Origin of the sequence: Allokutzneria sp. A3M-2-11 16 (genome assembly GCF_024213555.1) — a bacterium.
GTDB lineage: Bacteria > Actinomycetota > Actinomycetes > Mycobacteriales > Pseudonocardiaceae > Allokutzneria.
Genome location: NZ_JANAVO010000014.1, coordinates 26,303 through 50,464, shown reverse-complemented (window position 1 = coordinate 50,464; position 24,162 = coordinate 26,303). Strand labels below are relative to the sequence as shown.

Sequence of the window (24,162 nt, the reverse complement as noted above, 5' to 3'; positions counted from 1 at the left end):
AGGTTAGATCAACCGCTAGGTCAGCTGCTGCTGGATAAGCGGTTGGTACGCGGACACCCGCGAGTACACCCCCGGCTTGCCCGGCAACCCGCAGCCCTCGCCCCACGAGACCACGCCGATCAGCCGGTCGCCCACCACGAGCGGCCCGCCGGAGTCGCCCTGGCACGCGTCCGCGCCGCCCTGCGGACGCCCGGCGCACACCATCTTCTGCGGGTTGTAGACGGGATAGGCGGCCTTGCACGTCACGTCGTCCACGACCGGGACCGCGACGCTGAGCAGCACCGTGGACACCGGCCCGGACTCGAAGACCCTGCCCCAGCCGAAGACCGTCGCGGGCAGGCCCGGCCAGTACGCGAGCACGTCCTGCGGCGACGCCGGGGTCAGCGGCAGCACGAAGGCGGGCTCGGCCAGCGTGAGCACCGCGATGTCGTCGCCCTCGACGACCGTGCGGAACGCGGGGTGCTGCCAGGCCGAGACCACCTTCAGCACGCGGCCGGAGCTGCCCGCCATCTGAGTGCGCCCCTGCACGACCTTGAGGTCCGCCGGCCGCTTCCGGCCGATGCAGTGCGCCGCCGTGATCACCTTGACCGGGCTGACGAGCGTGCCACCGCAGAAGAAGGTCCCGTTCACGTCGAGCAGCCCGACCAGCCATGGGTGCGACTCCGCGCTGGCCGGGCTGCCCCCGACGATGTCCGGAGTGGACGGCGGTGACGTCGGTGACGACGGCGCGGCGAGGCTGAGCACGGCGAGCAGCACGGCGGCGATTCGACGCATGGCGACCTCCTCGGCTCACCGTTCGCATCGGCACGTGGTGGCGCGGACAAACCCTCCGCGCCGGAGAACGACTCGAACGAGCGAGGTGCACGACATCCTTGTGATTCGCCCGGAGAGCGGCGACACTTCGCCTCAGGCCCCTACGACCCAGACAAGGTGCGGCATGCCGTTGTCCTCCGCCGTCCGCCAGCGCTGCCGGGCTTTCCTGCCCCCGAACGAGGCGTTGCACTACCTCTTCCCCGCCATGGCGTCGGCCGACCGCTACGGCGGTTCGTTCGGGGTGATCGTCGCGGTGACCGAGCGCAAGGTCGTCGTGCTGGCGTGCAGCCCGTTCAGCCACGACCGGCCGGAGTCGGTGTGGGCGGAGCACCCCAGGACGACGGAGCTGGGCCCGGTGGAGACGGGAGCGGGCCCCACGATCACGCTGGGCGACCTGGTGATGGAGTTCGACGACGAGTACGTGGCCGTGGTGTGCGCCGCCGACGCCGAGCTCGCGGGCGACTACGCCCTCCCGCCCGATCCGCTCCCCGACCTCTGACCCAGCCGGGGTTGACCCGTCTTCAAGTACCACCCACCCCGCCCAAAACCACCGCAAACCGCACCTAACCCCCTACCGGACCTTGCGGGTTAGGTGCGGTTTGCGATGTCTGGAGCGGGGGTGCGGGGTACTTGAAGACCGGCGAACCCGGCTGGGAGGTCCTCCTGAGTCAGCGTCATACCGGACTCCCTTCCGCACCCGGCCGGAATGAAACCTTTCAAACGCGTTTCGCCAGCTAGTTTGGGCACGACAGGGCGACGAGTCAAGGTCACCCGCACACGTTCCAAGGTCAATCGTCGGCGCGGGCCTTCGACGGCTGCACGCGCTTGGGCTCGCCGGGCATCTTCGGGTAGTCCGGCGGGTACGGCATCTCCCCCTGCCCGGCGCGCGCGTCCCGCTCGTACCACTCCAGTGCCGTCTCGATGCCGAACGCCTCGTCGTCGATGGCCACGTGCGCGTCACCGCGCGCGGCCAGGATTCCCGGCACCGTCAGCACATCGAAGTCGTTGGGGTCCACAGTGGACAGATCAGCCCAGTCCAGCGGCATCGACACAGTCGCGCGCGGAGTGCCCCGCACCGACCACGCCGAAGCCACCGTCCGGTCCCGCGCCGCCTGGTTGAAGTCGAGGAACACGCGCTCACCGCGCTCCTCCTTCCACCACGACACCGTTGCCTCGCCCGGCATCCGGCGCTCCACCTCGCGGGCGATCGCGATCACCGCGTGCCGCACGGCGATGAAGTCCCACTCGGGCCGGATGCGCACCAGCACGTGGATACCGCGCCCGCCGGAGGTCTTCGGGTAGCCGGTCAGCCCGGCCTCCGCCAGCACCTCGCGCAGCACGCCCGCGACCCGGACCGCGTCGGCGAAGTCCGTGCCGGGCTGGGGATCGAGGTCGATCCGCAGTTCGTCCGGGTGATCCACGCGCGGCCTGCGCACCGGCCACGGGTGGAAGTCGAAGGTGCCCAGGTTCGCCGCCCACGCGATCACCGCGGGCTCGGTCGGGCAGACCTCGTCGGCGGGCCGCCCGGAGGGGAAGGTGATCCGGACGGTCTCCACCCAGTCGGGCGCGCCCTTCGGAATCCGCTTGGCGTAGAAGGATTCCCCGGTCACGCCGTCCAGGAAGCGCTTGAGCGTCGTCGGCCGGTCGCGCAGCACCTTCAGCAGTGGATCGGCCACCGCGATGTAGTACTCGACGACCTGGCGCTTGGTGATCCCGCGCTCGGGGAAGTACATCTTGTCCGGGCTGGACACCCGCACCGTTCGCTCGCCTACCCGCGTCTCCCACGGCTGCTGCTTGGCCACCGGGCGATGGTAAGCACGCGCACCGACATCAGCACCTCACCGCACCCGCGACGATCCGGCCGAGCCACGCCGTGGCCGCGCGGTGGAACTCCGGAGCCTTGGTGCTCAGCGCCATCGCGTGCCCCGCGTCCGGCAGCACGTAGCCCTCGACGCACGGCGCTGCCGGGTAGAACGGGCGCTCCGCCGCGGCCAGCCCGAGGCAGTTCACACCGCACATGTACCGGTCGGAGCCGCCGAGCGCGGTCAGCACGGGCACCTTCACGAGCGCGGACTGCGCGCCGACGAAGGCCAGGCCCACCGCGTCGACCGCCTCGGTCGGGAGCACGACGTCCTTCGTGGCCTCGTCCGCCTTGACCACCTCGGGGTCCGCACCGAGCGCGTGGAAGAGCTGCCCTCGCACACCCGGCTTCGTGGTCAGGTAGGTCGGGTCGTAGCCGCGCGGGCCGAGCAGGGCGTCCTTCGCGGCGGGGGCCAGTCCGGCGACCAGCTCCGCCAGCGCGCCGGCGTTCGCCTGGTGGGCCAGCCCGGTCACGAGCAGCGCGTCCGCCACCCCCGCCGCGCCGATCGCGATCGTGGCGCCGAGTGCGTGTCCGGCGAGGACGACCCGGTCGAAAGCCGTCCCGTCGATCTCCGCCGCCCGCAGCGCCCGCACGACCTCGCGCACCGCGCCCACCTGCACCGGCGTGGTGACCTGCGTGCCGAGCGGCCGGGAGCTCTCCCCCGCGCCGAGCCGGTCAACGACAGCCGTGGCGTACCCGGCCGCGTTCAGCGCCTTGCGGAAGGAGTACGCCTCCGGCCGGTGCGGGAAATCCCAGTACGCGCGGTTGTAGGTGGCGCCGGGGATCAGCACGACCACGGTGTGCGCGAAGTCGGGGCGGCACAACGTCCCGCTCATCAGCGCCTTGCCGAGCAGGACCGGCACCGAGCGCTGGAAGGGCTGGCAGTGCGGCTCGGCGGCGACGGCCGGGACCGGGACGAGCAGCGCCACGGCACAGGCGCAGAGCAGGGCGAACAGGCGGCGCATGGGGACCTCCCTCGGCGGGGAAGCCCCAGTGTTGGTCCACTGTGGGCGGTGCGCTCGGTGAAGCGCCCGGCACCACCCACTCAGCCCAAGAACGCGCGTTCCGGCAGGTCAAGGTAGGTCAACAGTTGGTCACGAACGCGATGCAGGTGCACCCGCATCGCCTCCGCGGCCGGCTCGGGGTCCCCGGCCTCGATCGCCTCGATGAGCCGGTCGTGGTCGTCCAGCGAGGCGGCGGAGTGCGCCGGGTCCACCGGCGTGGTGGTGCGCAGCAAGATCACCTGCTGCTGCACGAGGTGCACCTGCGTCGTGATCAACGGGCTGCGCGCGGCCTGGAGCAGCGCGCCGTGGAAGTCCAGGTCGAGCCGGTAGGGGAAGCGCCGCCCGGACTCGAAGCCCGCGCGCGCGTTGTCGCTGCGGCGGCGCAGCTCCACGAGGTCCTCTTGGGTGCGCCGCACCGCCGCGAACCGGGACGCCTCGCCCTCCAGGGCCACCCGCAGCTCGAACAGCGCGTGCACCTGGTCCGCGTCCGCCTTGGGCACGTACGCGCCCCGGTTGGTCCGCAGCACCAGCAGTCCCTCGCTGGTCAGGTGCCGGATCGCCTCGCGGACCGGGCCGCGGCTGATCCCGAAGCGGGTGGCCAGCTCGACCTCGTTGACCCGCGCGCCCGGCGGGATCTCGCCGGTCAGCACCATCTCCCGCAGGACCTGGAGGGTGCGCTCGGCCAGGCTGATGTTCAGGGGGTTGCCGGAGGCAGACGTGTCGGACACCTTCGGCACTCCACTTCTGGCCGCCAGCAATTGTTGACAGTTCAACTCGCGGCCCTTGCACTGTCAAGCTTCCCTCGGGCATCGCCAGCTACCGTGGACGCATGCGCCGCGAGGAGCCCGGTGACCAGAACCCCGCCCAGCCGCAGGGGCGGTTCCGCGACGACCTCATCGGCCTCGACCCGGACGACCCCGAGGCCCAGGCCTTCGCCGCCCACCTGGACCGGGTGCAGTCGGTGCCCAAGCCCTACACCGTCGAGGGCTACCTGACCCAGGTCGGCGACTTCGCCGAAGCCGCGAACCGGCGCGAGGGGCACCGCAGGCTCTCCGCCGTCGTGGTCAGCTGGACGGTCATCCTGGCGCTGGTGAGCGCCGCCGTGGTCGCGCTGGTCACGCTCATCAGCCTGCTGTGAGGGTTAACGTGGCGTCATGGAGTCCGAAGACCCGCTTGCGGGGTCGAGCATCAGCGCCGAGGTCGTGAAGTCCGAGCAGGAGTGGCGGGAACAGCTGACCCCCGCCGAGTACGCGGTGCTGCGCCAGGCAGGCACCGAACCCGCGTGGCGCGGCGAGTACACCGACACCAAGACCACGGGCGTCTACGAGTGCCGGGCGTGCGGCGCCGAGCTGTTCCGCAGTGAGACGAAGTTCGAGTCGCACTGCGGCTGGCCGTCGTTCTTCTCCCCGCTCGCCGGGGACCGGGTGATCCTGCGGGAGGACCGCGGTCTGGGCATGGTCCGGGTGGAGGTACTGTGCTCGCGGTGCCACAGCCACCTCGGGCACGTCTTCGAGGGCGAGGGCTTCCCGACGCCGACAGACCAGCGCTACTGCATCAACTCGATCAGCCTGCGCCTGGTGCCGGACGAGAGCTGAACCTCGGTTCCGCCTTAGATCAAGGCTCCCCTAAAGCTCTCCTAAGCCTTGCTCAAAAGACTTTGAACTGATGTGACCGGGCTCGCACGATATGGCTTCCTTCGCGTGGTTGGAGGAAGCGATGAACGAACCGTGGGGCATCTCCGGACCGGGATTCCTGGCGCTGTACGGCACCGCGCTCGCGATCACCGTCCTCTGGGCGCTGCTGGCCCGCCGCCGGGCACAGCGGGGCGTCGGCGAGGCAGGCAGGCCGCTGGGGCTTGACGAGGTCGCCTTCCTCACCGGCGCCGACGCCCGCGTCACCGAACTGGCCGCCGCCCGCCTGCTGCTGACCGGCAAGCTGCACACCTCCCGCACCGCGGGTGGGGTGCGGGCCGCCAAGGGCGCCACCTCTGAGCACCCGGTGCAGGCCGCGGTGCTGGCCGCGACCGCGGGCGCCGCCCGGGTGCCGATCGCCCGGCTGAACCGCCTGCTGCACAACCACAAGAGCGTCCGGGCGATCCGGGAACGCCTTGCCGAGGCCGGTCTGGTCACCGATCAGGACGCCCCATCCCGTGCCCGTGCTGGCGTCGTCCCGATGATCCTGCTGGGCGTGGTCGGCGTGCTGCGCTGGTTCACCGGGGTCGCCGGTGGCTACCCGGTCGGCTACCTGACCACGCTGCTCGTGCTGACGACGCTGTTCGTCGTGGTGCTGCGCGCGTGGCGGCTGCCGCCCGTCACCTGGGCGGGCAGGCAGCTGGCCGACGCCGCGCGGCGGGTCGTCGAGGAGCCGGGCACCAGCGTGGACGTCCCGGGGTTGGACGCGGCGGCGCTGCGCGATCCCCGGCTCGGCCGGATCGCAGTCCGCGGGTTCGACGCCTACCCGGACCAGGACGTCAGAATTGCCGCGATCAAGGGTGAACCGAAAGCGGCTCCGCGACGTCAGACCAGCCGTGGACGCAACGGTTCCTATGCCTACTCCGGCCACAGCGCGTACGCGGCAGGCGGTGTCGTGTACACGAGCGGTGGCGGGAGCAGCTGTGGCAGCGGCTTCGGTGGCGGTGGAGGCGGTTGCGGAGGCGGGGGCGGCTGTGGTGGAGGCGGCGGCGGGTGAGCTCGATGTCCCCTGCTGGGGGTGGATATCGGGTGGTTCCCGGCTGCTGACTCGGCCGCGACCGTATTGAGCACGCGCCCCACTCGTGGGAAGACCACGAGTGGGGCGCTGTGTCCACTGGGGACACAAGAGGGGGGCACATGAGCACGGTTCTCCTTGTCACGTATGGCATAGTCCTGGTGGCTTTGAGTTGGCTGGCCGTCCGCGCGCGGCGCACGGCGCTACACAAGTCCACTGTGGACACCAAGCTGACCGGCTACGACGTCGCCTACCTCCGCGGAGGTCAGCAACGCGTCGCGGAAGCCGCGATCGCGCGGCTGCTGCACGCCGGCCAGCTGCGCACGACGCGGCTCGGCGGGTTGGTGCGAACGGAGAACGCGACCGCGGAAGGCTCGGTCGAAGAAGCCGTGCTGGCCGCGGCCCCGTTGAGCAGCCCCGCCACGGTCGCGGCGCTCTCGGCTCGGGTGATCAAGCGCGGCGGGCTGCTTCCCTTGGCGGACAAGCTGATCGCGAACGGCCTGGCCACGGGCGCGCAGGACCGGAAGCGGACCGTGCTCTACGCTCTCCCCCTGCTCGCACTCGCGGTGTTCGGGATGTTCGCCGTCTGGATTCCGTTGGTGTTGCCGCCGATCGCGGTCTTCGCGCTGGTCTGTCGTCCGTTGGGTACGGCGACGAGGACCGGCGCGCGCCTGGCCGAGGAGACCAAGCTCGACCATCCGGCGGCGGGACCTGTTGCGTCGCACGGATTCCAGCACTTCCCGGATGAGAGCCTGCGGCTGTACGCGCAGGATCTCCGTCGGGCCAAGGTGCCGCAGATCCGCCCCACCGCGCGGCCGAAGGGGCAGAAGCGGTCGAAGCGCGACATCCACACGTGCTCGACTGGTGGTGGCGGGAACTATTCCGCGTGTAGTGGTGGCGGCGGAGGGGGAGACTGATGGACGTCACGATGTGGTTGCTGCTCCTTGTGGTGGCGATCGGCTGGGGTTTCGTTGTGCGCCACCGAATCCAGAACCGGCCGGTGCGCGACACGGCGGGCCGCTCGCTGACCACAGTGGACATCGCCTATCTCGCCGGTGGACCACGCCGGGTGGTCGAGGTGTCAGTGGTGCGGCTGCACGAGGCCGGGGCGCTGCGGCTGTCCAGGACCACCGGGCAGTTCCAGGCCATTCCGGGGGCGGTCGGCGCCGACGAGATCGACGCGCTCGTCCTGGAGCACACGGAGCGGCCGCTTTCCTTGCGCGGGCTGAACAACATGCTGCACCGCTCGCCGCAGGTGAAAGCGATCCGCGACCGGCTGGCGTGGGACGGCCTCGCCAACGCCCGCACCGAGTCGATGCGGGCGCGGCGGGGCGCCTACCCCGCGATCATGGTGCACCTGTTCGAGTTCGCGATGCTGTTCGTCGCGGGCAACCCGGAACTCGTCTTCCTGCCGATGACCGGAGTCGTCGGCGGCATGGTGCTGCTCCAGTGGAAACTGCCGCTGCGCACGGTAGCGGGCAAGCGCGCGGTGGAGTCGGCCGAGCTGGCCGAGCCCCTCGCGGTCACCGTGGTGACCTTCGGCGGGATCGGCGCGCACCCGCAGCCGGACACGCGGGCCGCGATCCGCAAGGGCTCCGTGCCGTCCTCCGAGTCCGGCAGCGGCATGGTCCGCAGCACCTGCGCCGCCAGCGGTGGATACTCGTGCGGTAGCTCGTGCGGCGGCAGCTCCTGCGGCAGTGGCAGTTCCTGTGGGAGTTCTTCGTCCTCCTGCGGCAGCAGCAGTGGCGGTGGGTCCTCCTGCGGCGGAGGCGGGGGCGGCGGCGGTTGTGGCGGCGGTGGAGGAGGCAGCTCGTGAGCGCGATCCCGGAGCTGGGCGTCGGCATCGGCTGGCGCCCGGAGATCGACCTGACCGTGGAGCGCCTGCCGGGCGTGGACTTCGTCGAGGTGGTCGCGGAGAACCTGCACGCCCACGACCTCCCCGACTCCCTCCGGCTGCTCCGTGAGCGCGGCACGCCGGTGATCCCGCACGCGGTGTCGCTGTCCCTGGGCGGGGCGGATCCGCTGGACATGGCCAAGGTCGAGCACCTGGGCGCGGTCGCCGGGCTGGTCGACGCGCCGCTGGTCAGCGATCACGTGGCGTTCGTCCGCGCGGGCGGTTTGGAGGCGGGGCACCTGATGCCGGTCCCCCGCACGCGCGACGCGCTGGATGTGTTGTGCGCCAACGTGAAGCAGGCCCAGGCAGCGCTGCCCGTCCCGCTCGCGCTGGAGAACGTGGCGGCGCTGCTGGAGTGGCCGGGCGCCGACCTCGGCGAGGGCGAGTTCCTGGCCGAGCTGGTCGAGCGCACCGACTGCTGGCTGCTGGTCGACGTGGCCAACCTGCACGCCAACTCGCTCAACCTGGGCACGGACGCGCAGGCGTTCCTCGACGTGATCCCGTTGGAGCGCTTGGCATACGTGCACGTGGCGGGCGGCGCCGACGAGCACGGGACCTACCACGACACGCACGCCCACGCGGTGCCCGCCCCGGTGCTCGAACTGCTCGGCGAGCTGTGCGCGCGCGTCCGGCCGCCGGGGGTGCTGTTGGAGCGCGACGACGCCTACCCCACCGACGCCGAGCTGGCCGGGGAGCTGGCGAGCATCAGGACCGTGGTAGAGGCCGCGCGATGACTGCTCGCGACCGCGTCGCCGCTGCCCAGGCAGAACTGCTGCGCGCACTGCTAGCCGACGGAACACCACCCGAAGGCTTCGACACCGAGCGCCTGGCATTGCAATCAAGATCGTTGCTAGCCAAGCGAACCAGAGTCATGGCGTCCGTCCGCCCCGACCTAGCCGAAGCCCTTGGCGACCGCTTCCGCGACCTCTTCCACGCCTACGCCAAGGAAAACCCGCGCCCCACCGGCATCGGTTACCGCGCGGACTCCGAAACCTTCACCACCTGGCTCCACGAACGTGACCACCTCCCCAAACCCCGCCCCCGCCGACGTTGGACAGTCTTCAAGTCCCGCAAACCCCACCCCTGACCCCTGAACGGCCCGTTCGGGGCGTTGAGTGCCCTGAACGGGTCGTTGGGGGCGTTGGTTTCCCTGAACGGGTCGTTCAGGGCACTGAGCGCCCCAAATGCGGCATTGGGGATGGATGTCGTTAAGAGACGGGGGAAGTGCCGCGTGGGTTAGCGGAGGGGGTGGGTGAGCGGGGTGAACGCCAAGCCGGTGACGAAGGGGGTCACGCGACGCGAGGCGACGAGGCGCAGACCGGCGGCGGTGGCGGCGCGCTCCCACTCCGTGCGCGGAGGAAGGCGCCATGCCACGGGGCCGAAGACCGCGGTCGTCGCGGGGCCGCGGTGCTGTTCCACCAACACGATCCGCCCGTCCTTGCGCAACGTCCTGCGCGCCTGCTCGAAGAAGCGCTCCCGGTCCGCGGGCTCGGGCAGGTCGTCGGCGGCGAACACGACGAGCACGGCGTCCAGTCCTTTGTGGACAGTCCACTCGCACTCCGGCCGCACCACCGTGACGTGTGCGCTGCCGGTCACCTCGCGCAGTTCGGGGCCGAACTCCATGTCCCTCGGCGCGACGATGAGATAACGCCGCAGCCGCAACGGAAGCAGCTCGGACAGCCAGCGCCAGCGGCGCAGCTCCGACGCCTCGTGCACCCACCAGGACGCGACCAGCCCCGCGGCGCCGAACCACGCCAGCAGCACGCTCAGCACCCAGAACAGCGCGCGCGGGAACGCGCGGCGACTGCGACGGGCACACCAACCCGTCAGGGCGGCGAGGACCAGCCCCACGACGGGCACGCGTTGCAGCGGGGAGGGCTTCACCGTCAGGGCAGGTTGCGGACCAGCTCCTGCACCGGCGTCCGGGTGCCGGTGTAGAACGGGATCTCCTCGCGCACGTGCCGCCGCGCCTCGGTGCCGCGCAGGTGCCGCATCAGGTCGACGATGCGGTGCAGCTCGTCCGCCTCGAAGGCCAGGATCCACTCGTAGTCGCCGAGCGCGAAGGACGCGACCGTGTTGGCGCGGACGTCCGGGTAGTCCCGGGCCTCCTTGCCGTGGTCGGCGAGCATCTTGCGACGCTCCTCGTCCGGCAGCAGGTACCACTCGTAGGACCGCACGAACGGATAGACGCAGATGTAGCGGCGCGGGTCCTCACCGGCGAGGAAGGCCGGGATGTGGCTCTTGTTGAACTCGGCGGGGCGGTGCAGCGCGACGTTGCTCCACACCGGCTTGGCCACGCGGCCGACCATGGTGCGGCGGAAGTCGGTGTAGGCGGCCTGGAGCGGCTCGATCTCCTCGGCGTGCCACCAGATCATGAAGTCGGCGTCGGCCCGCAGACCCGCCAGGTCGTAGACGCCGCGCACCACGACGTCGCCCTTGTCCTCCAGGGCGTCGAAGAAGTGCTGAGCCTCCTCGGCGGCCTTCTCGTGGCCTGACAGCTGCCCGGCCGGGAAGGAGAACACCGACCACATCGTGTAGCGGATCGTGTCGTTCAGCTCGTTGTAGTTCAGGCGCGCCATGCATCCATGGTCGCACCGGCCCGAAGGTGCTCGACCACCCGGGTCGCGGCTTGTCGGCCGGTGAGGACGCACGCGGGCACGCCCACCCCCGCGAGTGTGGCCCCGGCCACCGCCAGGCCCGGCAGCTCGGCGACCGCGCGGCGGATCTCGGCGACCGCGCTCATGTGCCCGACGCCGTACTGCGGCAGCCCTCCGCCCCACCGCTGGACCACCACGTCCACGGGCTTCGCCGTGACCCCGGACAGCTCCGCAAGATCAGCGAGCACGGCCGTGACCAGCTCGGAGTCGTCCCGCTGCAACGTCTCCACCTCGCCGAACCGACCGACGGACGCCCGCAGGAGCACCACATCGCCCGCGAGGTGCGACCACTTGCGGCTGGAGTACGTGAACGCCTTCGCCGTGAACGGCGTGCCGTCGGAGTGCCGCTCGCCGAGCGCGATCAGGTTGCCCGACGTCCTCGGCAGCTCAGTACCGGGCGGCAGCGCGAGCGAGATCACCGCCATGGACGCGACGTCGATCCGCGCGAAGGCCGCGGCGGCCTCAGGCGCGATGGGGTCGAACAGCTTGCGCGCGGCCGGACTCGGGACAGCGACCACCACGGCGTCGAACTCGAAGAACTCCGGCGAGGGCGCGGGGCCCGTCTCCACCCGCCAGCCCGCCGGAGTGCGGTGCAGCGCCCGGACCGTGGTGCGCCCGCGGATCTCCGCCCCGGAATGCGCGGCGAGGGCGTCGGTGAGCCCGCCAAGCCCCTCGCGCAGCGTGCCGAACACCGGCGGCCGGGTGGTGCCCGGCGCGGGCGGAGGGCCCACAGCGGCGTTCGCGGCGGCGGTCAGCGAGGTCGCGCCCCGGTCGAGCGCCTCGGCCAGCGGGATCATCGTGGCCCGCACGCCCAGATCGTCGGCTCGGCCCGCGTAGACCCCGCCGAGCAACGGTTCGACGAGCCGCTGGACCACCTCGGGCCCGAACCGCTCGGACAGCAACCGCCCCACGGACGCGTCGCCGTCGCCCCACTCCACCGGCGGCAGCTCCGCCTCGGCCATGGCCAGGGCGACGCCCTCGGGCGAGAGCACCGCGGACAGCTTCGCCGGATCGGCCGGTACGCCGAGGAACGTCCTGGGCGGCAGGCCGACCGTCCGGCCACCCGCGCGCACGGCGGGCGCGACCCCGGTCGTCGGGTGCACCAGTTCTGTGTTCAACCCCAGCTCGTTGACCAGGTCGAACGCCTCCGGCCGACGACTGACGAACGCCTCGGCGCCAACGTCGACGCGCCGCCCGGCCAGCTCCACCGTGCGCAGCTTGCCGCCGACCCGGTCGGCCTGGTCGAAGACGGTGATCGACACCGCGTCGCCGAGCTGCCGCCGCACCTCGTACGCGGCCGTCAGCCCCGCGACGCCGCCTCCGACAACCCCGACACGCATCCGCGACCTACAGCGAGTGGATCAGCTCGACGACCCTGGTGATCACCGTGGGATCGGTGTCCGGCAGCACGCCGTGGCCCAGGTTGAAGATGTGCCCGCGCGCCGCCTTGCCCTCGGCGTGGATGCGGCGGACCTCGCGCTCCAGCGCGTCCCACTCGGCGGTGAGCAGCGCGGGGTCGAGGTTGCCCTGCACCACCGGCACGGGCAGCTCCGGCGCCGCCGCGACCAGGCGGCGGACCGCCTCGTCCAGCGGGATGCGCCAGTCGACGCCGACCACGTCCGCCCCGGCCTCGCGCATCGCGGGCAGCAGCTCACCGGTGCCGACCCCGAAGTGCACGCGCGGCACGCCAGCGCCCGCCAGCTCGCCGAGCACGCGCTCGGAGTGCGGCAGCACGAACTCGCGGTAGTCCCGCTCCGAGAGCGCGCCCGCCCAGGAGTCGAACAGCTGCACCGCGTCCACCCCGGCGTCCAGCTGCGCGCGCAGGAAGGTCGCGGCGATCTCCGCCAGCGCGCCCAGCAGCGCGTGCCAGGTCCGCGGGTCGGAGTGCATCAAAGCCTTGGTGCGCTCGTGGTTGCGGCTCGGTCCGCCCTCGATGAGGTAGGAGGCCAGCGTGAACGGCGCGCCCGCGAAGCCGATGAGCGGCGTCTCGCCCAGCTCGGCGGTCAGCAGCCGCACGGCGTCCGCGACCGGCGCGACCTGGTCGAGGGCGAGCTTCGGCAGCGCCTCGACGTCGGCGACCGTGCGCACCGGCTCGGCGACGACCGGGCCCACCCCGGCGACGATCTCCACGCCGATGCCCGCCGCCGCGAGCGGCACCACGATGTCGCTGAACAGGATCGCCGCGTCCACGCCGTGCCTGCGGATCGGCTGCATGGTGATCTCGCAGACCAGGTCCGGCGTCATGCACGCCTCCAGCATCGCGGTGCCCTTGCGGACCTCGCGGTACTCCGGGAGGGAGCGGCCCGCCTGGCGCATGAACCAGACGGGCGTGTGCGCCGGCGCGCCGCCACGCGCGGCGACCAGCAGTGGTGCCTGGGAAAGGTCTCGGCGGGCGGAGACCGCAACTGGAGTTGTCATCGCCCCGTTATGGTCCCACGCCCGGTCACCGGCGTGGCCTACGGCCGTCGTGCGCGCTCTCGCCCTAGAGTCGGCCGGGTGACCGGGATATCGGCGGAGCCCGAGGTTTTCCGGGAGGCGGTGGCCGCACTGCGGTCGGTGCAGCCGCGGCCCGAGATGGACGTCAGTGAGGTCAAGGCACCGCAACGCCTGGCGCCCTGGGCGTACGCGCTCAGCGCGGAGGTCGATGGCCCCGCGGGCGAGCTGGCGACGGGCAGGCTGGTGCTGCTGCACGACCCCGACGGAGCCCAGGCGTGGGACGGGGTGCTCCGGCTGGTCGTCCTCGTGCGCGCGGAGCTGGACACCGAGCTGGCGGGCGACCCGCTGCTGCCCGAGGTGGGCTGGTCCTGGCTGACCGACGCCCTGGAGACCTGCGGGGCGGACTGGACGGCGCTGGGCGGGACCGTCACCCAGACCTCCTCGGCCCGCTTCGGCGACATCGCCGGGCCGACCCACACCCACGACCTGGAACTGCGCGGCTCCTGGACCGCACTGGACACCCGCCTCGCCGCGCACGGCCAGGCGTTCTGCGAACTCCTGGCCAGCGCGGCGGGCCTTCCTCCCGCGGGCGTGACGCTCTTCGGCCAGCGGAAGGCCAACTGCTAGAGCTGGGTCCGCTGGAGGCGGGCGGCGACCTGTTCGGCGTCGCGCAGGACCCGCAGCGCATTGCGCGAGGCGAGCTTGGCGCAGTCCTCCGGGCTCCAGGAGCGCTCCAGCAGCGCCGCGATCAGTGCCGGGTACCCGGAAACGTCCTCAAGGCCCTCGGGCAGCTCGCTGACCCCGTCGTAGTCGCCGCCGAGGCCGATGTGGTCGATCCCGGCGACCTCGCGGGCGTGCTCCACGTGCTTGACGATCGTCTCGATGGTGACCTTGGGCCGGGCGATCCTGGCGTCCCGGGCGAGCCTGCCCTCGGCCCACACCGCGTCGTCCTCGGGGTCCTTGCCGTCCCGCACCAGCTCGGCCTTGAGGTCGGCGTCCCAGGCGGCCAGCTCCTCGGAGACGAACTTCGGCACGAAGGTGACCATGCAGACCCCGCCGTTGCCCGCCAGCCGGGCCAGCACGTCGTCGGGCACGTTGCGCACGTGGTCGGCGACCGCGCGGCAGGAGGAGTGGCTGAAGATCACCGGGGCGACCGAGGTGTCCAGGGCGTCGCGCATCGTCGACGGCGCCACGTGGGACAGGTCGACCAGCATGCCCAGCCGGTTCATCTCCCCGACCACCTCCCGGCCGAAGCCGGTCAGGCCGCCCGCCGCGGGCTCGTCGGTGGCCGAGTCGGCCCACGGGACGTTGTCGTTGTGGGTGAGCGTCATGTACCGCACACCCAGGCGGAACAGCGCGCGGAGCGCCCCGAGCGATTCCGCGATACAGTGCCCGCCCTCCGCTCCGAGAAGGGATGCAACCTTCCCGTCCGCCATCGCCGTCTCCACCTCGTGGGCGGTATAGGCGATGCGGAGGTCCTGGGGATAACGGGCCGCGAGGTCGTGCACCAGCTCGACCTGCTCCAGCACCGCCGTCACAGCGCTGTGACCGGTGAACCCGCAGGGCACGTAGACCGACCAGAACTGCGCGCCGACGCCGCCGCGCCGCAGCCGCGCGATGTCGGTGTGCGTCTCGGTCCCCGCCACGCGGAGGTCCAGCACCGAGGCCGCGGCGACCGGATCCCCGCCCGCGATCTTGCGCAGGGCCCACGGCAGATCGTTGTGGCCGTCGAGGATCGGAGCGGTCCGGAGGACCTCTCTGGACATCGTCAGGGCCCGGTCTGTTAGCACCACAACTCCTTGTATTCGCTCGATCGCGGCGAGACGTTAACCACCCCCGCCGGGAACCCCCGATCGTGTGATCAGAGCGCAGCAAAGTCACAACCCGATCGGGACAGATACCCAATTGATCGTCCCGCTTACCCTCTCGGGCGGCTACGCTGCCTCCGACGACACCACTTTCGGTGGATCGGTGGCGCGGCCGATCGGTCGAAAGTCCCGGTGCCGGTCGGGGGGCACGACCGACTCCAGGGAGGTAGTGACGTGGCTGCCGTCGGCTTAGGACAGGCCGTTCGTACCACGCCAGCCGGCACCATGCCGGCGAACATGGTCCCGCACCCGCGGGAAGAGCTGTTTTCGGTGCTGGTGGTCGATGACCACCCACTGCTGAGGGAGGCCATCGCGGCCCGACTCATGCAGATGGGAGCCGGCACGGTGCACGAGGCCGCATCGGTGGCCGAGGCGAGGGCGCGTGCGCTCGCCACGGGTCCGTGCGACCTCGCGATCCTCGACCTCGGGCTCCCGGACGGGAGTGGCATCGACCTGGTCACGGAGCTTCGTGCCCAGGGCTGGCCTCGAATCGTGGTCCTGGCATCCTCTGACGACCCGTACGCGGTACGGGCCGCTTTCCAGGCAGGCGCACAGGCCTACCTGCTGAAGTCGGCCTCACCGATGGTGGTCACCGATGGGGTGCGCAGGGTCCTCGAGGGCGGCGTTTATGCCGATCCCAGTGTGGCTCCGGTCCTCGCGGCCGGTACCCGGGTTCCCGGTACGGACAACACGCCGCGGGAACTCTCCGCGCGTGAGGTCGAGGTTCTGCAGCTGGTTGCCGATGGCCGATCGAACAAGGAGATCGGCGAGGCACTCAACCTGTCGGCGCTCACGGTGAAGTCTCACCTGTCGCGGATAGGGCGCAAGCTGGGTACCGGTGACAGAGCACAGATGGTTGCGCTGGCCATGCGGGCCGGCGTGATCCGCTGAACCCCTCGGCGAGGGGGAGGGCAAGACACGCCTGGCCGGGCACGTGATCGCGATCTGCGCGTGCCCGGTACCGGGTCGGACGATGGCGTGACCTCGTAGCGTACGCGCGGTACGTGCGAGGTCCCGCTTTTCGTCATGCCCGCATACCCCCCACCAGGGCTTTTCCGGACACCTCCTGTCCGGGCGGGCGGGGCGTTCCCGTTCACTCCGACGGGGGCGGGAAGGACATCTGTGGATGATTCCTGCCCGGAAGTACCTCAGAGCTTTGAGTCTCCCGCTGCTGACCGGGCGGTCGGGCGCATAAGGTCTTACGGCGTGGATTCAGGCTCACCCGCGCTCTCCTCAGACCCAGCATCGCCCGACGCCGAACCGGTGCCGCTGACCCGGCCGGCGGAGGGGGTGCCAGCGGTGGTCGAAACGCTGCCCGCGCTGCGGGCGGCGGTGACCCGGCTCGCCGCCGGCCACGGCCCGTACGCCGTGGACACCGAACGCGCCTCCGGCTACCGCTACTCCCAGCGGGCCTACCTGGTGCAGCTGCGGCGCGAGGGCGCCGGGTCGGTGCTGGTCGACCCGATCCCGCTGGGCTCCGACATCGCCGTGCTCGGCGAGCTGATCAACGGCGCGGACTGGGTGCTGCACGCCGCCTCGCAGGACCTGCCCTGCCTGGCCGAGCTGGACCTGCGGCCGGGCGGGCTGTTCGACACCGAGCTGGCGGGCAGGCTGTGCGGTTTCGAGCGGGTCGCGCTGGGCGCGCTGGTCGAGCGGCTGCTGGGCTACCGGCTGGAGAAGGGTCACGGCGCGGCCGACTGGTCCCGCCGCCCGCTGCCGGAGGAGTGGCTCTCCTACGCCGCGCTGGACGTCGAACTGCTCATCGAGCTGCGCAATCGTCTGGAGAAGGAGCTCGTCGCCCAGGACAAGCTGGACTGGGCGCTCGAGGAGTTCGAGGCGGTGCGCACAGCGCCCCCTCCCGGTCCCCGGGCCGAGCCCTGGCGCCGCACCTCCGGCATCCACAAGCTGCGCTCGCCCCGGCAGTACGCCGCGGCCAGGGCGCTGTGGCAGGCGCGGGACGGCCTGGCGCGGCAGCGCGACATCGCCCCGGGCCGGGTGCTGCCGGACGCCGCGATCGTCGAAGCGGCCCTGAACGACCCGCCAGGCGAGCGGGAGCTGCTGGGGCTGCCCGTGTTCCGCGGACGCGCCCAACGGCGCCAGGTGGACGTCTGGGCGGGTGCGCTGCGCGAAGCACGCGTGCTGGCCAAGGCCGATCTGCCCGATCCGTCTCCCCCGCACGACGGCCCGCCGCCGCCCAACCGCTGGGCCGAGCGCGATCCGGCCGCGGCCGCGCGGTTGCAGGCGGCGCGCGCCGCGCTGACCGAGCGCGCCAAGGGGCTGCGGATGCCGGTGGAGAACATGCTCCAGCCGGAGCTGGTGCGCAGGCTGTGCTGGCAGCCGCCGGAGCAGCTCACCGAGGACGCGGTGCGGGAGGCCCTTGCCAAGGGTGGCGCCAGGAACTGGCAGATCGGCCTGGCCTCGGGCCTGCTGACGACCGCGCTGGGGACGAAGCCCGCCAACTCCTGAGCTGTGACGCGGCAGACAGGTACCCGCCGGTGGTTACCGGCGGGTAGGGCCCGCTAGAGTGGTGGTTACCGGTCGGTAATACCGGGCTGTGCCAGTTATCCCAGTACCCCGAGTTTCCACCCCGAGTGAGGAGCACGCCGTGGCCGCACCTGCCATCGCGGGGCGCGCCGTTCGGGACGTGGTCTTCGTCGACGGCGTGCGCACGCCGTTCGGCAAGGCCGGTCCGAAGGGCATGTACGCCGAGACCCGCGCCGACGACCTCGTCGTCAAGGTCATTCGCGAACTGCTGCGGCGGCACCCGGAGCTGCCTCCGGAGCGCGTCGACGAGGTGGCCATCGCCGCCACCACGCAGATCGGCGACCAGGGCCTGACCATCGGCCGGACCGCCGCGCTGCTCGCCGGGCTGCCGCGCTCGGTGCCCGGCTACTCGATCGACCGGATGTGCGCGGGCGCGATGACCGCCGTGACCTCGGTCGCGGGCGGTATCGCCTTCGGCGCCTACGACGTGGCCATCGCGGGCGGCGTCGAGCACATGGGCCGCCACCCGATGGGCGAGGGCGTGGACCCCAACCCGCGCTTCCTGGCCGACAAGATCGTGGACACCTCCGCGCTGGTCATGGGCCAGACCGCGGAGAACCTGCACGACCGCTTCCCGCACATCTCCAAGGAGCGCGCCGACCGCTACGCCGCCGCGTCCCAGGCGCGCTACGACGAGGCGCACCGGGCCGGGAAGATCGCCGCGGACCTGGTCCCGGTCGCCACACGCTCCGCCGAGAGCGGCTGGGGCCTCGCGGGCGCCGACGAGCCGCCGCGCCCCGGCACCACCGTGGAGACCCTGGCGGCGCTGAAGACCCCCTTCCGGCCGCACGGCCGGGTCACCGCGGGCAACGCGGCCGGGCTCAACGACGGCGCCACCGCGTGCGTACTGGCCGACGAGGCCACCGCGCGGGAGCTGGGCCTTCCGGTCGGCATGCGCCTGGTCGGCTACGCCTTCGCGGGCGTGGACCCCGAGGTGATGGGCGTCGGCCCGGTCCCGGCGACGGAGAAGGCGCTGGAGCGCACCGGGCTGTCCATCGACGACATCGGCCTGTTCGAGGTCAACGAGGCATTCGCCGTGCAGGTGCTGGCCTTCCTCGACCACTTCGGCATCTCCGACGACGACCCGCGGGTCAACCCGTGGGGCGGCGCGATCGCCTGCGGCCACCCGCTGGCCTCCTCGGGCGTGCGGCTGATGACCCAGCTGTCGCGGCACTTCGCCGAGCGCCCGGACGTGCGCTACGGCATCACCACCATGTGCATCGGCATCGGCATGGGCGGAACGGTCATCTGGGAGAACCCGGCGTGGGAGGGCAAGTGAGCGAGGCAACCACCGTGACCGCTGCCGGGGTCACCGCCGTCGCGGACCCCGAAGAGGTCGTCACCAAGGCCGTCACCAAGTTCGTGAACGTGCCGGGTCTTGACGGCAGGCTGGCGCTGATCACCCTGGACAACGGCTTCGACCACACCAAGCCGTCCACGTTCGGACCGGGCGGGCTGGCCAGCCTGGACGCCGCGCTGGACGAGGCGTTCGCGGGTGCCCCGGCCGCGATCGCGGTCACCGGCAAGCCGTTCGTCTTCGCCGTCGGCGCGGACTTGACGGGCGTCGTCAAGGTCGAGGGCCGCGAGCAGGCGCTGGCGATCGGGCGGCTCGGGCACGCGGTGTTCCGCCGCCTGCGCGACTCCTCGGTGCCGACCTTCGCGTTCGTCAACGGCGCCGCCATGGGCGGTGGCCTGGAGATCGCGCTGCACTGCCACTACCGGACCGTGTCCTCCAACGCCGCGGCGATCTCGCTGCCGGAGTGCTTCCTGGGCCTGGTCCCGGGCTGGGGCGGCACGCAGCTGCTGCCGAACCTGATCGGCCCGGACAAGGCCGTGACGGTCGTCCTGGAGAACGCGCTCAACCAGAACAGGATGCTCAAGCCGAAGCAGGCCAAGGAACTCGGCATCTTCGACGAGCTGTTCGACTCGGCCGACTACCTGGAGCAGTCGCTGCTGTGGGCGGCCCGTGTCGCGTCCGGCTCCGTCACCCCGGAGCGCCCGGAGATCGACCGCGGCGCGGGCTGGGACGCCGCTCTGGAGCGCGGCAGGGCGATCGTGGACGGCAGGACCCGCGGTGCCGCGCCGGGCCCGTACAAGGCGCTTGAGCTGTTGGAGCTGGCCCGCGAGAACGACCTCGACCGCGGCTTCGCCGCCGAGGACGAGGCGCTGGCCGACCTGCTGATGACCGACGAGCTGCGTGCCGGGCTGTACTCGTTCAACCTGGTGCAGAAGCGGGCCAAGCGGCCGGTCGGCGCGCCGGACAAGAGCCTCGCCCGCCCGGTGACCAAGGTCGGCGTCGTCGGCGCGGGCCTGATGGCCGGGCAGATGGCGCTGCTGTTCGCCCGCCGCCTGCACGTGCCCGTGGTGCTCACCGACATCGACCAGGCCCGCCTGGACAAGGGTGTCGGCTACGTGCACGGCGAGGTCGACAAGCTGCTCGGCAAGGGCCGCGTCTCGCCCGACGAGGCCAACCGGCTCAAGGCGCTGGTGACCGGCTCGCTGGACAAGGCGGCCTTCTCCGACGCGGACTTCGTGATCGAGGCCGTGTTCGAGGACCTGGCCGTCAAGCAGCAGGTGTTCGCGGAGCTGGAGGAGCACGTCACCGCCGAGTGCGTGCTGGCGACCAACACCTCCTCGCTGCCGATCACCGAGATGGCCTCGAAGCTGGCGCACCCGGAGCGGGTCGTCGGTTTCCACTTCTTCAACCCCGTCGCGGTGATGCCGCTGCTGGAGATCGTGCGCGCGGACCAGACCGACGACGCCACGCTCGCCACGGCCTTCGCCACCGGCAAGCAGCTGAAGAAGTCCAGCGTGCTGGTCAAGGACGCGCCGTCGTTCGTGGTGAACCGGCTGCTGACCCGCTTCATGGGCGAGGTGCTGCGCTCGGTGGACGAGGGCACCCCGTTCGAGGTGGCGGACAAGGCGACCGAGCCGCTCGGCCTGCCGATGAGCCCGCTGATCCTGCTGCAGCTGGTGGGCCCGGCGGTGGCGCTGCACGTGTCCGAGACGATGCACGCGGCGTTCCCGGACCGCTTCGCCGTCAGCGAGAACATGAAGGCGTTCGTGGCCGCGGGCAAGGCCGCGGTGTGGCAGTGGGACGCGCAGGGCAACCAGAGCGTCGACCCCGAGGTCGCGGCGCTGTGGAAGCTCGGCGACTCCCCGCTGACCGGTGAGCAGGTCAAGACGCGGGCCCTGGAGGCGCTCGCCGAGGAGATCAAGCTCATGCTGGACGAGGGCGTCGTGGCCGAGCCCCAGGACATCGACCTGTGCATGATCCTCGGCGCGGGCTGGCCGTTCTGGCTCGGCGGCATCACCCCGTACCTGGACCGCTCCGGCATCTCGGAGAAGGTCACCGGATCGCGTTTCCTCGCCCCCGGCGTGGCCGACGTCCCGGCGTAGTCCCGTCCCCCGCGCGAGAGCCCGGTCCGCCTGGTCGGACCGGGCTCTCGCGTTACGCTGGCCCTGCGATGAGAGCGACCCCGACGACCGTCCTGGCCGACTGGCTGGCGCAGCTCCCCGACGGCGTTACCGGCGCCGAGTACGCGCAGCTGCCCGAGGAAACCTGCCGCCGGATCGAGATCATCGACGGGGCTGTGCTCGTGCGGCCCGCTCCGCGTCGTTCGCACCAGGCCGTCGCCCGCGGTGTGGCCAACCTGCTGGCGGCCAACCGCAGTGTCGCCCATTCCGTCGTCACCAACATGGATCTCCGGCTGCGAGAGATCCCGCTGCTGAATCGTCGCCCGGATGTCGTCGTCTACGACTCCCGGCCGCCAGACGACGAGGTGCTGCGCCCCGAACACTGCCTTCTGGTCGTCGAGGTGGTGTCTCCCGATCGGCTCGATCCCGTTGCCGGGCGCTACAAGTCCGCCGGGGCCCATACCGACAGGCTGGTCACCTCGGCACCATTCGCCGTATTCGCCGATCTCGCGGAACTGGGGTGAACGACATGGACGCCGCACGGACGGTCGCGGTCTTCAACTACGGCCACTTCACCGCGATGCGGGCGGAGAACGGCCGGATCCGCGGGCTCGGGCTGCACCTGGAGCGGCTGGACCGCGACGCGCGGCTGGTGTTCGGCGAGGGCCTGGACGCGGCGGTGGTCAGGGCGGCCGTCCGCGCGGAGCTGGGCGATCGCACGGACCCGGTGAACGTCAGGGTGAACGTGTTCTCCCCCGACGTCACAATGTCCACTTTGGACAATATCGTGGCACCGACGACGTTGGTCACCGTGCGCCCGGCGGCGCCGTGGCCGGACACCGCGATGCGGCTCAGATCCGTTGTGTACGAACGGGATCTGCCACACGTGAAGCACGTCGGCACCTTTGGCCTGCTGTTGCAGCGGAGGCTGGCGCGGCTCGCAGGCCACGATGACGCCCTGTTCGTCAACCGCTCCGGGCACATCTCCGAGGGCACGGTGTGGAACGTCGGCTTCTACGACGGCTCACGTGTCGTGCTGCCCTCGGCGCCCGCACTGCCCGGAATCGCGATCCGGTTGGTGTGCAAGGGTTTGCGGCAGCTCGGCGTACCGGTGGAGACACGGCGGCTGACGTTGTCGGACCTGCCGGGGTTCCGGTCGGCGTTCGCGACCAACGAGGCCATCGCCACGCAGCCGATCGCGTCGGTGGACGAAGCTGAGTTCACTGTGGACGAAGAGCTGAACTCCTTGCTCCGCCGGGCTTATCTCAGCAACCCGGCGGAGCCGCTGGAACCTTGACCGTCGGTCAGTCCCGGAACGCGGGCCGCTCGGCAGCCCTGGTCGACGCGGCCGTGGGCGGCGTTGTCGGGTACTCCGCCGGGCAGTGCGTGTTCGGTGGCGGAGTGGTCAGCGTGATCATGTAGTCGGTCATGTGCTTCCAAGCGCACTTGCTGTTGACGCGCTGACCGTGACCGGCGCCGTCGTAGTGCAGCAACACCGAGTTGGGGATCTGCCGGTGCACCGCGAGGTTCCACGACAGCGGCGCGGCCACGTCGAAGCGCGAGGTGGTCAACAGCATCGGCGGCACATTCTTGATCTTCAGCTTGTGCTGCGGGTTGTTCACCGGCCCCGTCCAGCCCAGGCACCAGCCCACGTCCGTCCACCACGGGGACAGCTTCGCGTGCGGGGCGACCTCGCGCTCCACCCGCTTCAGGTGGGCGTCGAACTCCGCGAAGGTGTTGATGTTCCAGTGGAAGTCCGAGCACCAGATCGCCTGGTGGCTGTTCTCCGTGAGCTCCGCAGGGCCGGGGACAGCCAACCGCGTGCTCGGTGCGGCGTCCATCTTGGCGAAGCGATCGGCCAGCGCGAACCAGTCACGCGACGGCGTGTACATCGCCGCGTCCAGTCCGCCGCGCAGTGACTCGGGCTTGAGCTGCACGCCGCTGTCCGGTTCGTACAGCGTCCCGGCGACGGCACGGCTGTGCAGGCCGTCCCAGACCGCGATGACGTCGCGTCCGTGCAGCGCACACGCCGCGGTGCGAGCGCACCACCCGGCGAACTCCCCGAGCGAGCGCTCCAACTCCTCAGCGGTGGTCCGCAGGTACTCGTAGGCCGAGGAGATGCTGTGGTCCACATTGGAGTCCAGCACGCTCGCCCGAATCCGGGCCGGGAACAGCTCGGCGTACTGCTGGCCGAGCATTGTGCCGTACGACGAGCCGTAGAAAGAAAGCTTCTCCTCACCGAGCGCAGCGCGCACTGCGTCGATGTCACGGGTCGCACTCACGGTGTCCAGGTGGTCGAACAGCGGACCGGTGTGGTTGCGGCAGTCCGCGGCGACGGCGGCGTTGAGATCCTTGAGCGCCTGGAACTGCGCCTCGTTCTTCGGAATTTCCCATTTCGGCTTGTTCACCAGCTCCGAGCTGCACCGAACCTCGTGACTGCGCGAGACGCCACGCGGGTCGAAGCTCACGATGTCGAAGTACTGACGAAGGGGGCTGTTGTCGGGAATACGACGCCCCGTGATGTAGCGGTCGATCCCCGACAGGCCGGGACCACCGGCCGCCCCGAACAGCACGCCGATGCGCTTCTTCGGATCCAGCGCGGGCAGACGGCCGATCGCCAACTTGAACTTCTCGCCGGTCGGCTTCGCCCAGTCGATCGGAACCTCGATCTCGGCGCACTCGCCCTTGAACTCGGTTCCGCACTCGGTCCAGCCGATCGACTCCGCGGCCCCGGCGGCGTGCGTCCAGCCCGACATCGCGACGGCGGCGGTCACCGCCAATGAGAGGACACGTTTCCTCAAGACATACCTTCCCCAGTTCCGATCAACGTTAGATTTCGATCGGAGGGGACGCTATCGCCCGCGAGAGGAGGCTGTCTACCAACGTTAGAAACTTGGGGTCACGCAGCGGGCCGCCGGGCGATCGGCGGGCCGGAACACCGGCCACGCCGATCGCGGGCCGC

Annotated in this window: 25 protein-coding genes; 15 read left to right on the top strand and 10 right to left on the bottom strand. The window is 71.3% G+C overall.

What is annotated here, in order from left to right:
- Positions 1-15 precede the first annotated feature (15 nt).
- A complete protein-coding gene (locus tag NLX83_RS35265) occupies positions 16-774 on the bottom strand; it encodes a S1 family peptidase (RefSeq protein WP_254239593.1) in 759 nt (252 codons plus the stop codon).
- 163 nt (positions 775-937) lie between these two features.
- Here NLX83_RS35265 and NLX83_RS35260 point away from each other — a divergent pair, with 163 nt between their 5' ends.
- Positions 938-1,312 (top strand): hypothetical protein, encoded by a 375-nt coding sequence (locus NLX83_RS35260; protein WP_254239592.1) that lies wholly within the window; start codon positions 938-940, stop codon positions 1,310-1,312.
- Positions 1,313-1,601: 289 nt separating this feature from the next.
- Here NLX83_RS35260 and ligD read toward each other — a convergent pair whose 3' ends face one another.
- The 3 genes from ligD to NLX83_RS35245 form a co-directional block, all read right to left on the bottom strand.
- Positions 1,602-2,615 (bottom strand): non-homologous end-joining DNA ligase, encoded by a 1,014-nt coding sequence (gene ligD, locus NLX83_RS35255; RefSeq protein WP_254239591.1) that lies wholly within the window; start codon positions 2,613-2,615, stop codon positions 1,602-1,604.
- Between the two features lie 28 nt (positions 2,616-2,643).
- Complete coding sequence (locus NLX83_RS35250) at positions 2,644-3,639, bottom strand: alpha/beta hydrolase (RefSeq protein ID WP_254239590.1); 996 nt, start codon at positions 3,637-3,639, stop codon at positions 2,644-2,646.
- A gap of 80 nt (positions 3,640-3,719) precedes the next feature.
- Entirely contained in the window at positions 3,720-4,406 is a 687-nt protein-coding gene (locus NLX83_RS35245; protein ID WP_254239589.1) for a GntR family transcriptional regulator, read from the bottom strand.
- Between the two features lie 101 nt (positions 4,407-4,507).
- On the opposite strand from NLX83_RS35245, the gene NLX83_RS35240 reads away from it, so the two are divergent.
- From NLX83_RS35240 to NLX83_RS35210, 7 genes are all read left to right on the top strand, one after another.
- Positions 4,508-4,816: a hypothetical protein gene (locus NLX83_RS35240; protein WP_254239588.1), complete on the top strand. Its 309-nt coding sequence runs from the start codon at positions 4,508-4,510 to the stop codon at positions 4,814-4,816.
- A 16-nt stretch (positions 4,817-4,832) separates the two neighbouring features.
- A complete protein-coding gene (gene msrB / locus NLX83_RS35235; RefSeq protein WP_254239587.1) occupies positions 4,833-5,273 on the top strand; it encodes a peptide-methionine (R)-S-oxide reductase MsrB in 441 nt (146 codons plus the stop codon).
- Between the two features lie 121 nt (positions 5,274-5,394).
- Positions 5,395-6,366, top strand: coding sequence for a TIGR04222 domain-containing membrane protein (locus NLX83_RS35230; RefSeq protein ID WP_254239586.1), 972 nt, complete (start codon positions 5,395-5,397; stop codon positions 6,364-6,366).
- A 140-nt stretch (positions 6,367-6,506) separates the two neighbouring features.
- Positions 6,507-7,301, top strand: a complete 795-nt coding sequence (locus NLX83_RS35225; RefSeq protein WP_254239585.1) for a TIGR04222 domain-containing membrane protein — start codon at positions 6,507-6,509, stop codon at positions 7,299-7,301.
- Positions 7,301-8,200 carry a TIGR04222 domain-containing membrane protein gene (locus tag NLX83_RS35220; RefSeq protein ID WP_254239584.1) on the top strand — a complete coding sequence of 300 codons (900 nt, stop codon included), beginning with the start codon at positions 7,301-7,303 and terminating at the stop codon, positions 8,198-8,200. The genes NLX83_RS35225 and NLX83_RS35220 overlap by 1 nt, the downstream gene beginning before the upstream one ends.
- Before the next feature lie 5 nt (positions 8,201-8,205).
- Positions 8,206-9,012: a DUF692 domain-containing protein gene (locus tag NLX83_RS35215; RefSeq protein WP_254239631.1), complete on the top strand. Its 807-nt coding sequence runs from the start codon at positions 8,206-8,208 to the stop codon at positions 9,010-9,012.
- A complete protein-coding gene (locus tag NLX83_RS35210; protein WP_254239583.1) occupies positions 9,009-9,365 on the top strand; it encodes a hypothetical protein in 357 nt (118 codons plus the stop codon). Before NLX83_RS35215 ends, NLX83_RS35210 begins: the two co-directional genes overlap by 4 nt.
- Before the next feature lie 149 nt (positions 9,366-9,514).
- Here the strand turns inward: NLX83_RS35210 and NLX83_RS35205 are convergent, their stop codons facing one another.
- The 4 genes from NLX83_RS35205 to hemE are packed head-to-tail and all read right to left on the bottom strand — an operon-like array spanning position 9,515 to position 13,353.
- The gene (locus NLX83_RS35205) at positions 9,515-10,162 is read right to left on the bottom strand and encodes a hypothetical protein (protein WP_254239582.1); all 648 of its coding nucleotides are present in this window, start codon (positions 10,160-10,162) and stop codon (positions 9,515-9,517) included.
- Between the two features lie 2 nt (positions 10,163-10,164).
- Positions 10,165-10,857 carry a hydrogen peroxide-dependent heme synthase gene (gene hemQ / locus NLX83_RS35200; protein WP_254239581.1) on the bottom strand — a complete coding sequence of 231 codons (693 nt, stop codon included), beginning with the start codon at positions 10,855-10,857 and terminating at the stop codon, positions 10,165-10,167.
- On the bottom strand, positions 10,845-12,275 hold the full coding sequence (gene hemG / locus NLX83_RS35195; protein WP_254239580.1) for a protoporphyrinogen oxidase: 1,431 nt from the start codon (positions 12,273-12,275) through the stop codon (positions 10,845-10,847). Before hemG ends, hemQ begins: the two co-directional genes overlap by 13 nt.
- Before the next feature lie 7 nt (positions 12,276-12,282).
- A complete protein-coding gene (gene hemE, locus NLX83_RS35190; RefSeq protein WP_254239579.1) occupies positions 12,283-13,353 on the bottom strand; it encodes a uroporphyrinogen decarboxylase in 1,071 nt (356 codons plus the stop codon).
- Positions 13,354-13,440: 87 nt separating this feature from the next.
- Between hemE and NLX83_RS35185 the strand changes: the two genes are divergently transcribed.
- A complete protein-coding gene (locus tag NLX83_RS35185) occupies positions 13,441-13,998 on the top strand; it encodes a DUF3000 domain-containing protein (protein WP_374118850.1) in 558 nt (185 codons plus the stop codon).
- On the opposite strand, the gene NLX83_RS35180 is transcribed toward NLX83_RS35185, so the two are convergent.
- Positions 13,995-15,137: a dipeptidase gene (locus NLX83_RS35180; RefSeq protein ID WP_254239630.1), complete on the bottom strand. Its 1,143-nt coding sequence runs from the start codon at positions 15,135-15,137 to the stop codon at positions 13,995-13,997. The two genes, NLX83_RS35185 and NLX83_RS35180, sit on opposite strands and share 4 nt — an antisense overlap.
- Before the next feature lie 327 nt (positions 15,138-15,464).
- Here NLX83_RS35180 and NLX83_RS35175 point away from each other — a divergent pair, with 327 nt between their 5' ends.
- The 6 genes from NLX83_RS35175 to NLX83_RS35150 all read left to right on the top strand — a co-directional run bounded on the left by NLX83_RS35175 (position 15,465) and on the right by NLX83_RS35150 (position 22,497).
- The gene (locus NLX83_RS35175) at positions 15,465-16,130 is read left to right on the top strand and encodes a response regulator (protein ID WP_172806562.1); all 666 of its coding nucleotides are present in this window, start codon (positions 15,465-15,467) and stop codon (positions 16,128-16,130) included.
- A gap of 315 nt (positions 16,131-16,445) precedes the next feature.
- Complete coding sequence (locus NLX83_RS35170) at positions 16,446-17,705, top strand: HRDC domain-containing protein (RefSeq protein ID WP_254239578.1); 1,260 nt, start codon at positions 16,446-16,448, stop codon at positions 17,703-17,705.
- A 139-nt stretch (positions 17,706-17,844) separates the two neighbouring features.
- Entirely contained in the window at positions 17,845-19,062 is a 1,218-nt protein-coding gene (locus NLX83_RS35165) for a thiolase family protein (protein ID WP_254239577.1), read from the top strand.
- Complete coding sequence (locus NLX83_RS35160; protein ID WP_254239576.1) at positions 19,059-21,182, top strand: 3-hydroxyacyl-CoA dehydrogenase NAD-binding domain-containing protein; 2,124 nt, start codon at positions 19,059-19,061, stop codon at positions 21,180-21,182. Before NLX83_RS35165 ends, NLX83_RS35160 begins: the two co-directional genes overlap by 4 nt.
- A 68-nt stretch (positions 21,183-21,250) precedes the next feature.
- Positions 21,251-21,724: a Uma2 family endonuclease gene (locus tag NLX83_RS35155; protein WP_254239575.1), complete on the top strand. Its 474-nt coding sequence runs from the start codon at positions 21,251-21,253 to the stop codon at positions 21,722-21,724.
- A 5-nt stretch (positions 21,725-21,729) separates the two neighbouring features.
- Positions 21,730-22,497, top strand: coding sequence for an aminotransferase class IV (locus NLX83_RS35150; protein ID WP_254239574.1), 768 nt, complete (start codon positions 21,730-21,732; stop codon positions 22,495-22,497).
- Positions 22,498-22,504: 7 nt separating this feature from the next.
- On the opposite strand, the gene NLX83_RS35145 is transcribed toward NLX83_RS35150, so the two are convergent.
- Positions 22,505-24,001: an alpha/beta fold hydrolase gene (locus NLX83_RS35145; protein ID WP_254239573.1), complete on the bottom strand. Its 1,497-nt coding sequence runs from the start codon at positions 23,999-24,001 to the stop codon at positions 22,505-22,507.
- Positions 24,002-24,162 lie beyond the last annotated feature (161 nt).

Bases quoted from the DNA above. Each gene is read 5' to 3' on its own strand.
- NLX83_RS35225 (WP_254239585.1), top strand. From the start codon at position 6,507: ATGAGCACGGTTCTCCTTGTCACGTATGGCATAGTCCTGGTGGCTTTG.
- NLX83_RS35265 (WP_254239593.1), bottom strand. From the start codon at position 774: ATGCGTCGAATCGCCGCCGTGCTGCTCGCCGTGCTCAGCCTCGCCGCG.
- NLX83_RS35175 (WP_172806562.1), top strand. From the start codon at position 15,465: ATGCCGGCGAACATGGTCCCGCACCCGCGGGAAGAGCTGTTTTCGGTG.
- NLX83_RS35150 (WP_254239574.1), top strand. From the start codon at position 21,730: ATGGACGCCGCACGGACGGTCGCGGTCTTCAACTACGGCCACTTCACC.
- msrB (WP_254239587.1), top strand. From the start codon at position 4,833: ATGGAGTCCGAAGACCCGCTTGCGGGGTCGAGCATCAGCGCCGAGGTC.
- NLX83_RS35230 (WP_254239586.1), top strand. From the start codon at position 5,395: ATGAACGAACCGTGGGGCATCTCCGGACCGGGATTCCTGGCGCTGTAC.
- NLX83_RS35240 (WP_254239588.1), top strand. From the start codon at position 4,508: ATGCGCCGCGAGGAGCCCGGTGACCAGAACCCCGCCCAGCCGCAGGGG.
- hemG (WP_254239580.1), bottom strand. From the start codon at position 12,275: ATGCGTGTCGGGGTTGTCGGAGGCGGCGTCGCGGGGCTGACGGCCGCG.
- NLX83_RS35210 (WP_254239583.1), top strand. From the start codon at position 9,009: ATGACTGCTCGCGACCGCGTCGCCGCTGCCCAGGCAGAACTGCTGCGC.
- NLX83_RS35260 (WP_254239592.1), top strand. From the start codon at position 938: ATGCCGTTGTCCTCCGCCGTCCGCCAGCGCTGCCGGGCTTTCCTGCCC.
- NLX83_RS35180 (WP_254239630.1), bottom strand. From the start codon at position 15,137: ATGTCCAGAGAGGTCCTCCGGACCGCTCCGATCCTCGACGGCCACAAC.
- hemQ (WP_254239581.1), bottom strand. From the start codon at position 10,857: ATGGCGCGCCTGAACTACAACGAGCTGAACGACACGATCCGCTACACG.
- NLX83_RS35250 (WP_254239590.1), bottom strand. From the start codon at position 3,639: ATGCGCCGCCTGTTCGCCCTGCTCTGCGCCTGTGCCGTGGCGCTGCTC.
- hemE (WP_254239579.1), bottom strand. From the start codon at position 13,353: ATGACAACTCCAGTTGCGGTCTCCGCCCGCCGAGACCTTTCCCAGGCA.
- NLX83_RS35220 (WP_254239584.1), top strand. From the start codon at position 7,301: ATGGACGTCACGATGTGGTTGCTGCTCCTTGTGGTGGCGATCGGCTGG.
- NLX83_RS35155 (WP_254239575.1), top strand. From the start codon at position 21,251: ATGAGAGCGACCCCGACGACCGTCCTGGCCGACTGGCTGGCGCAGCTC.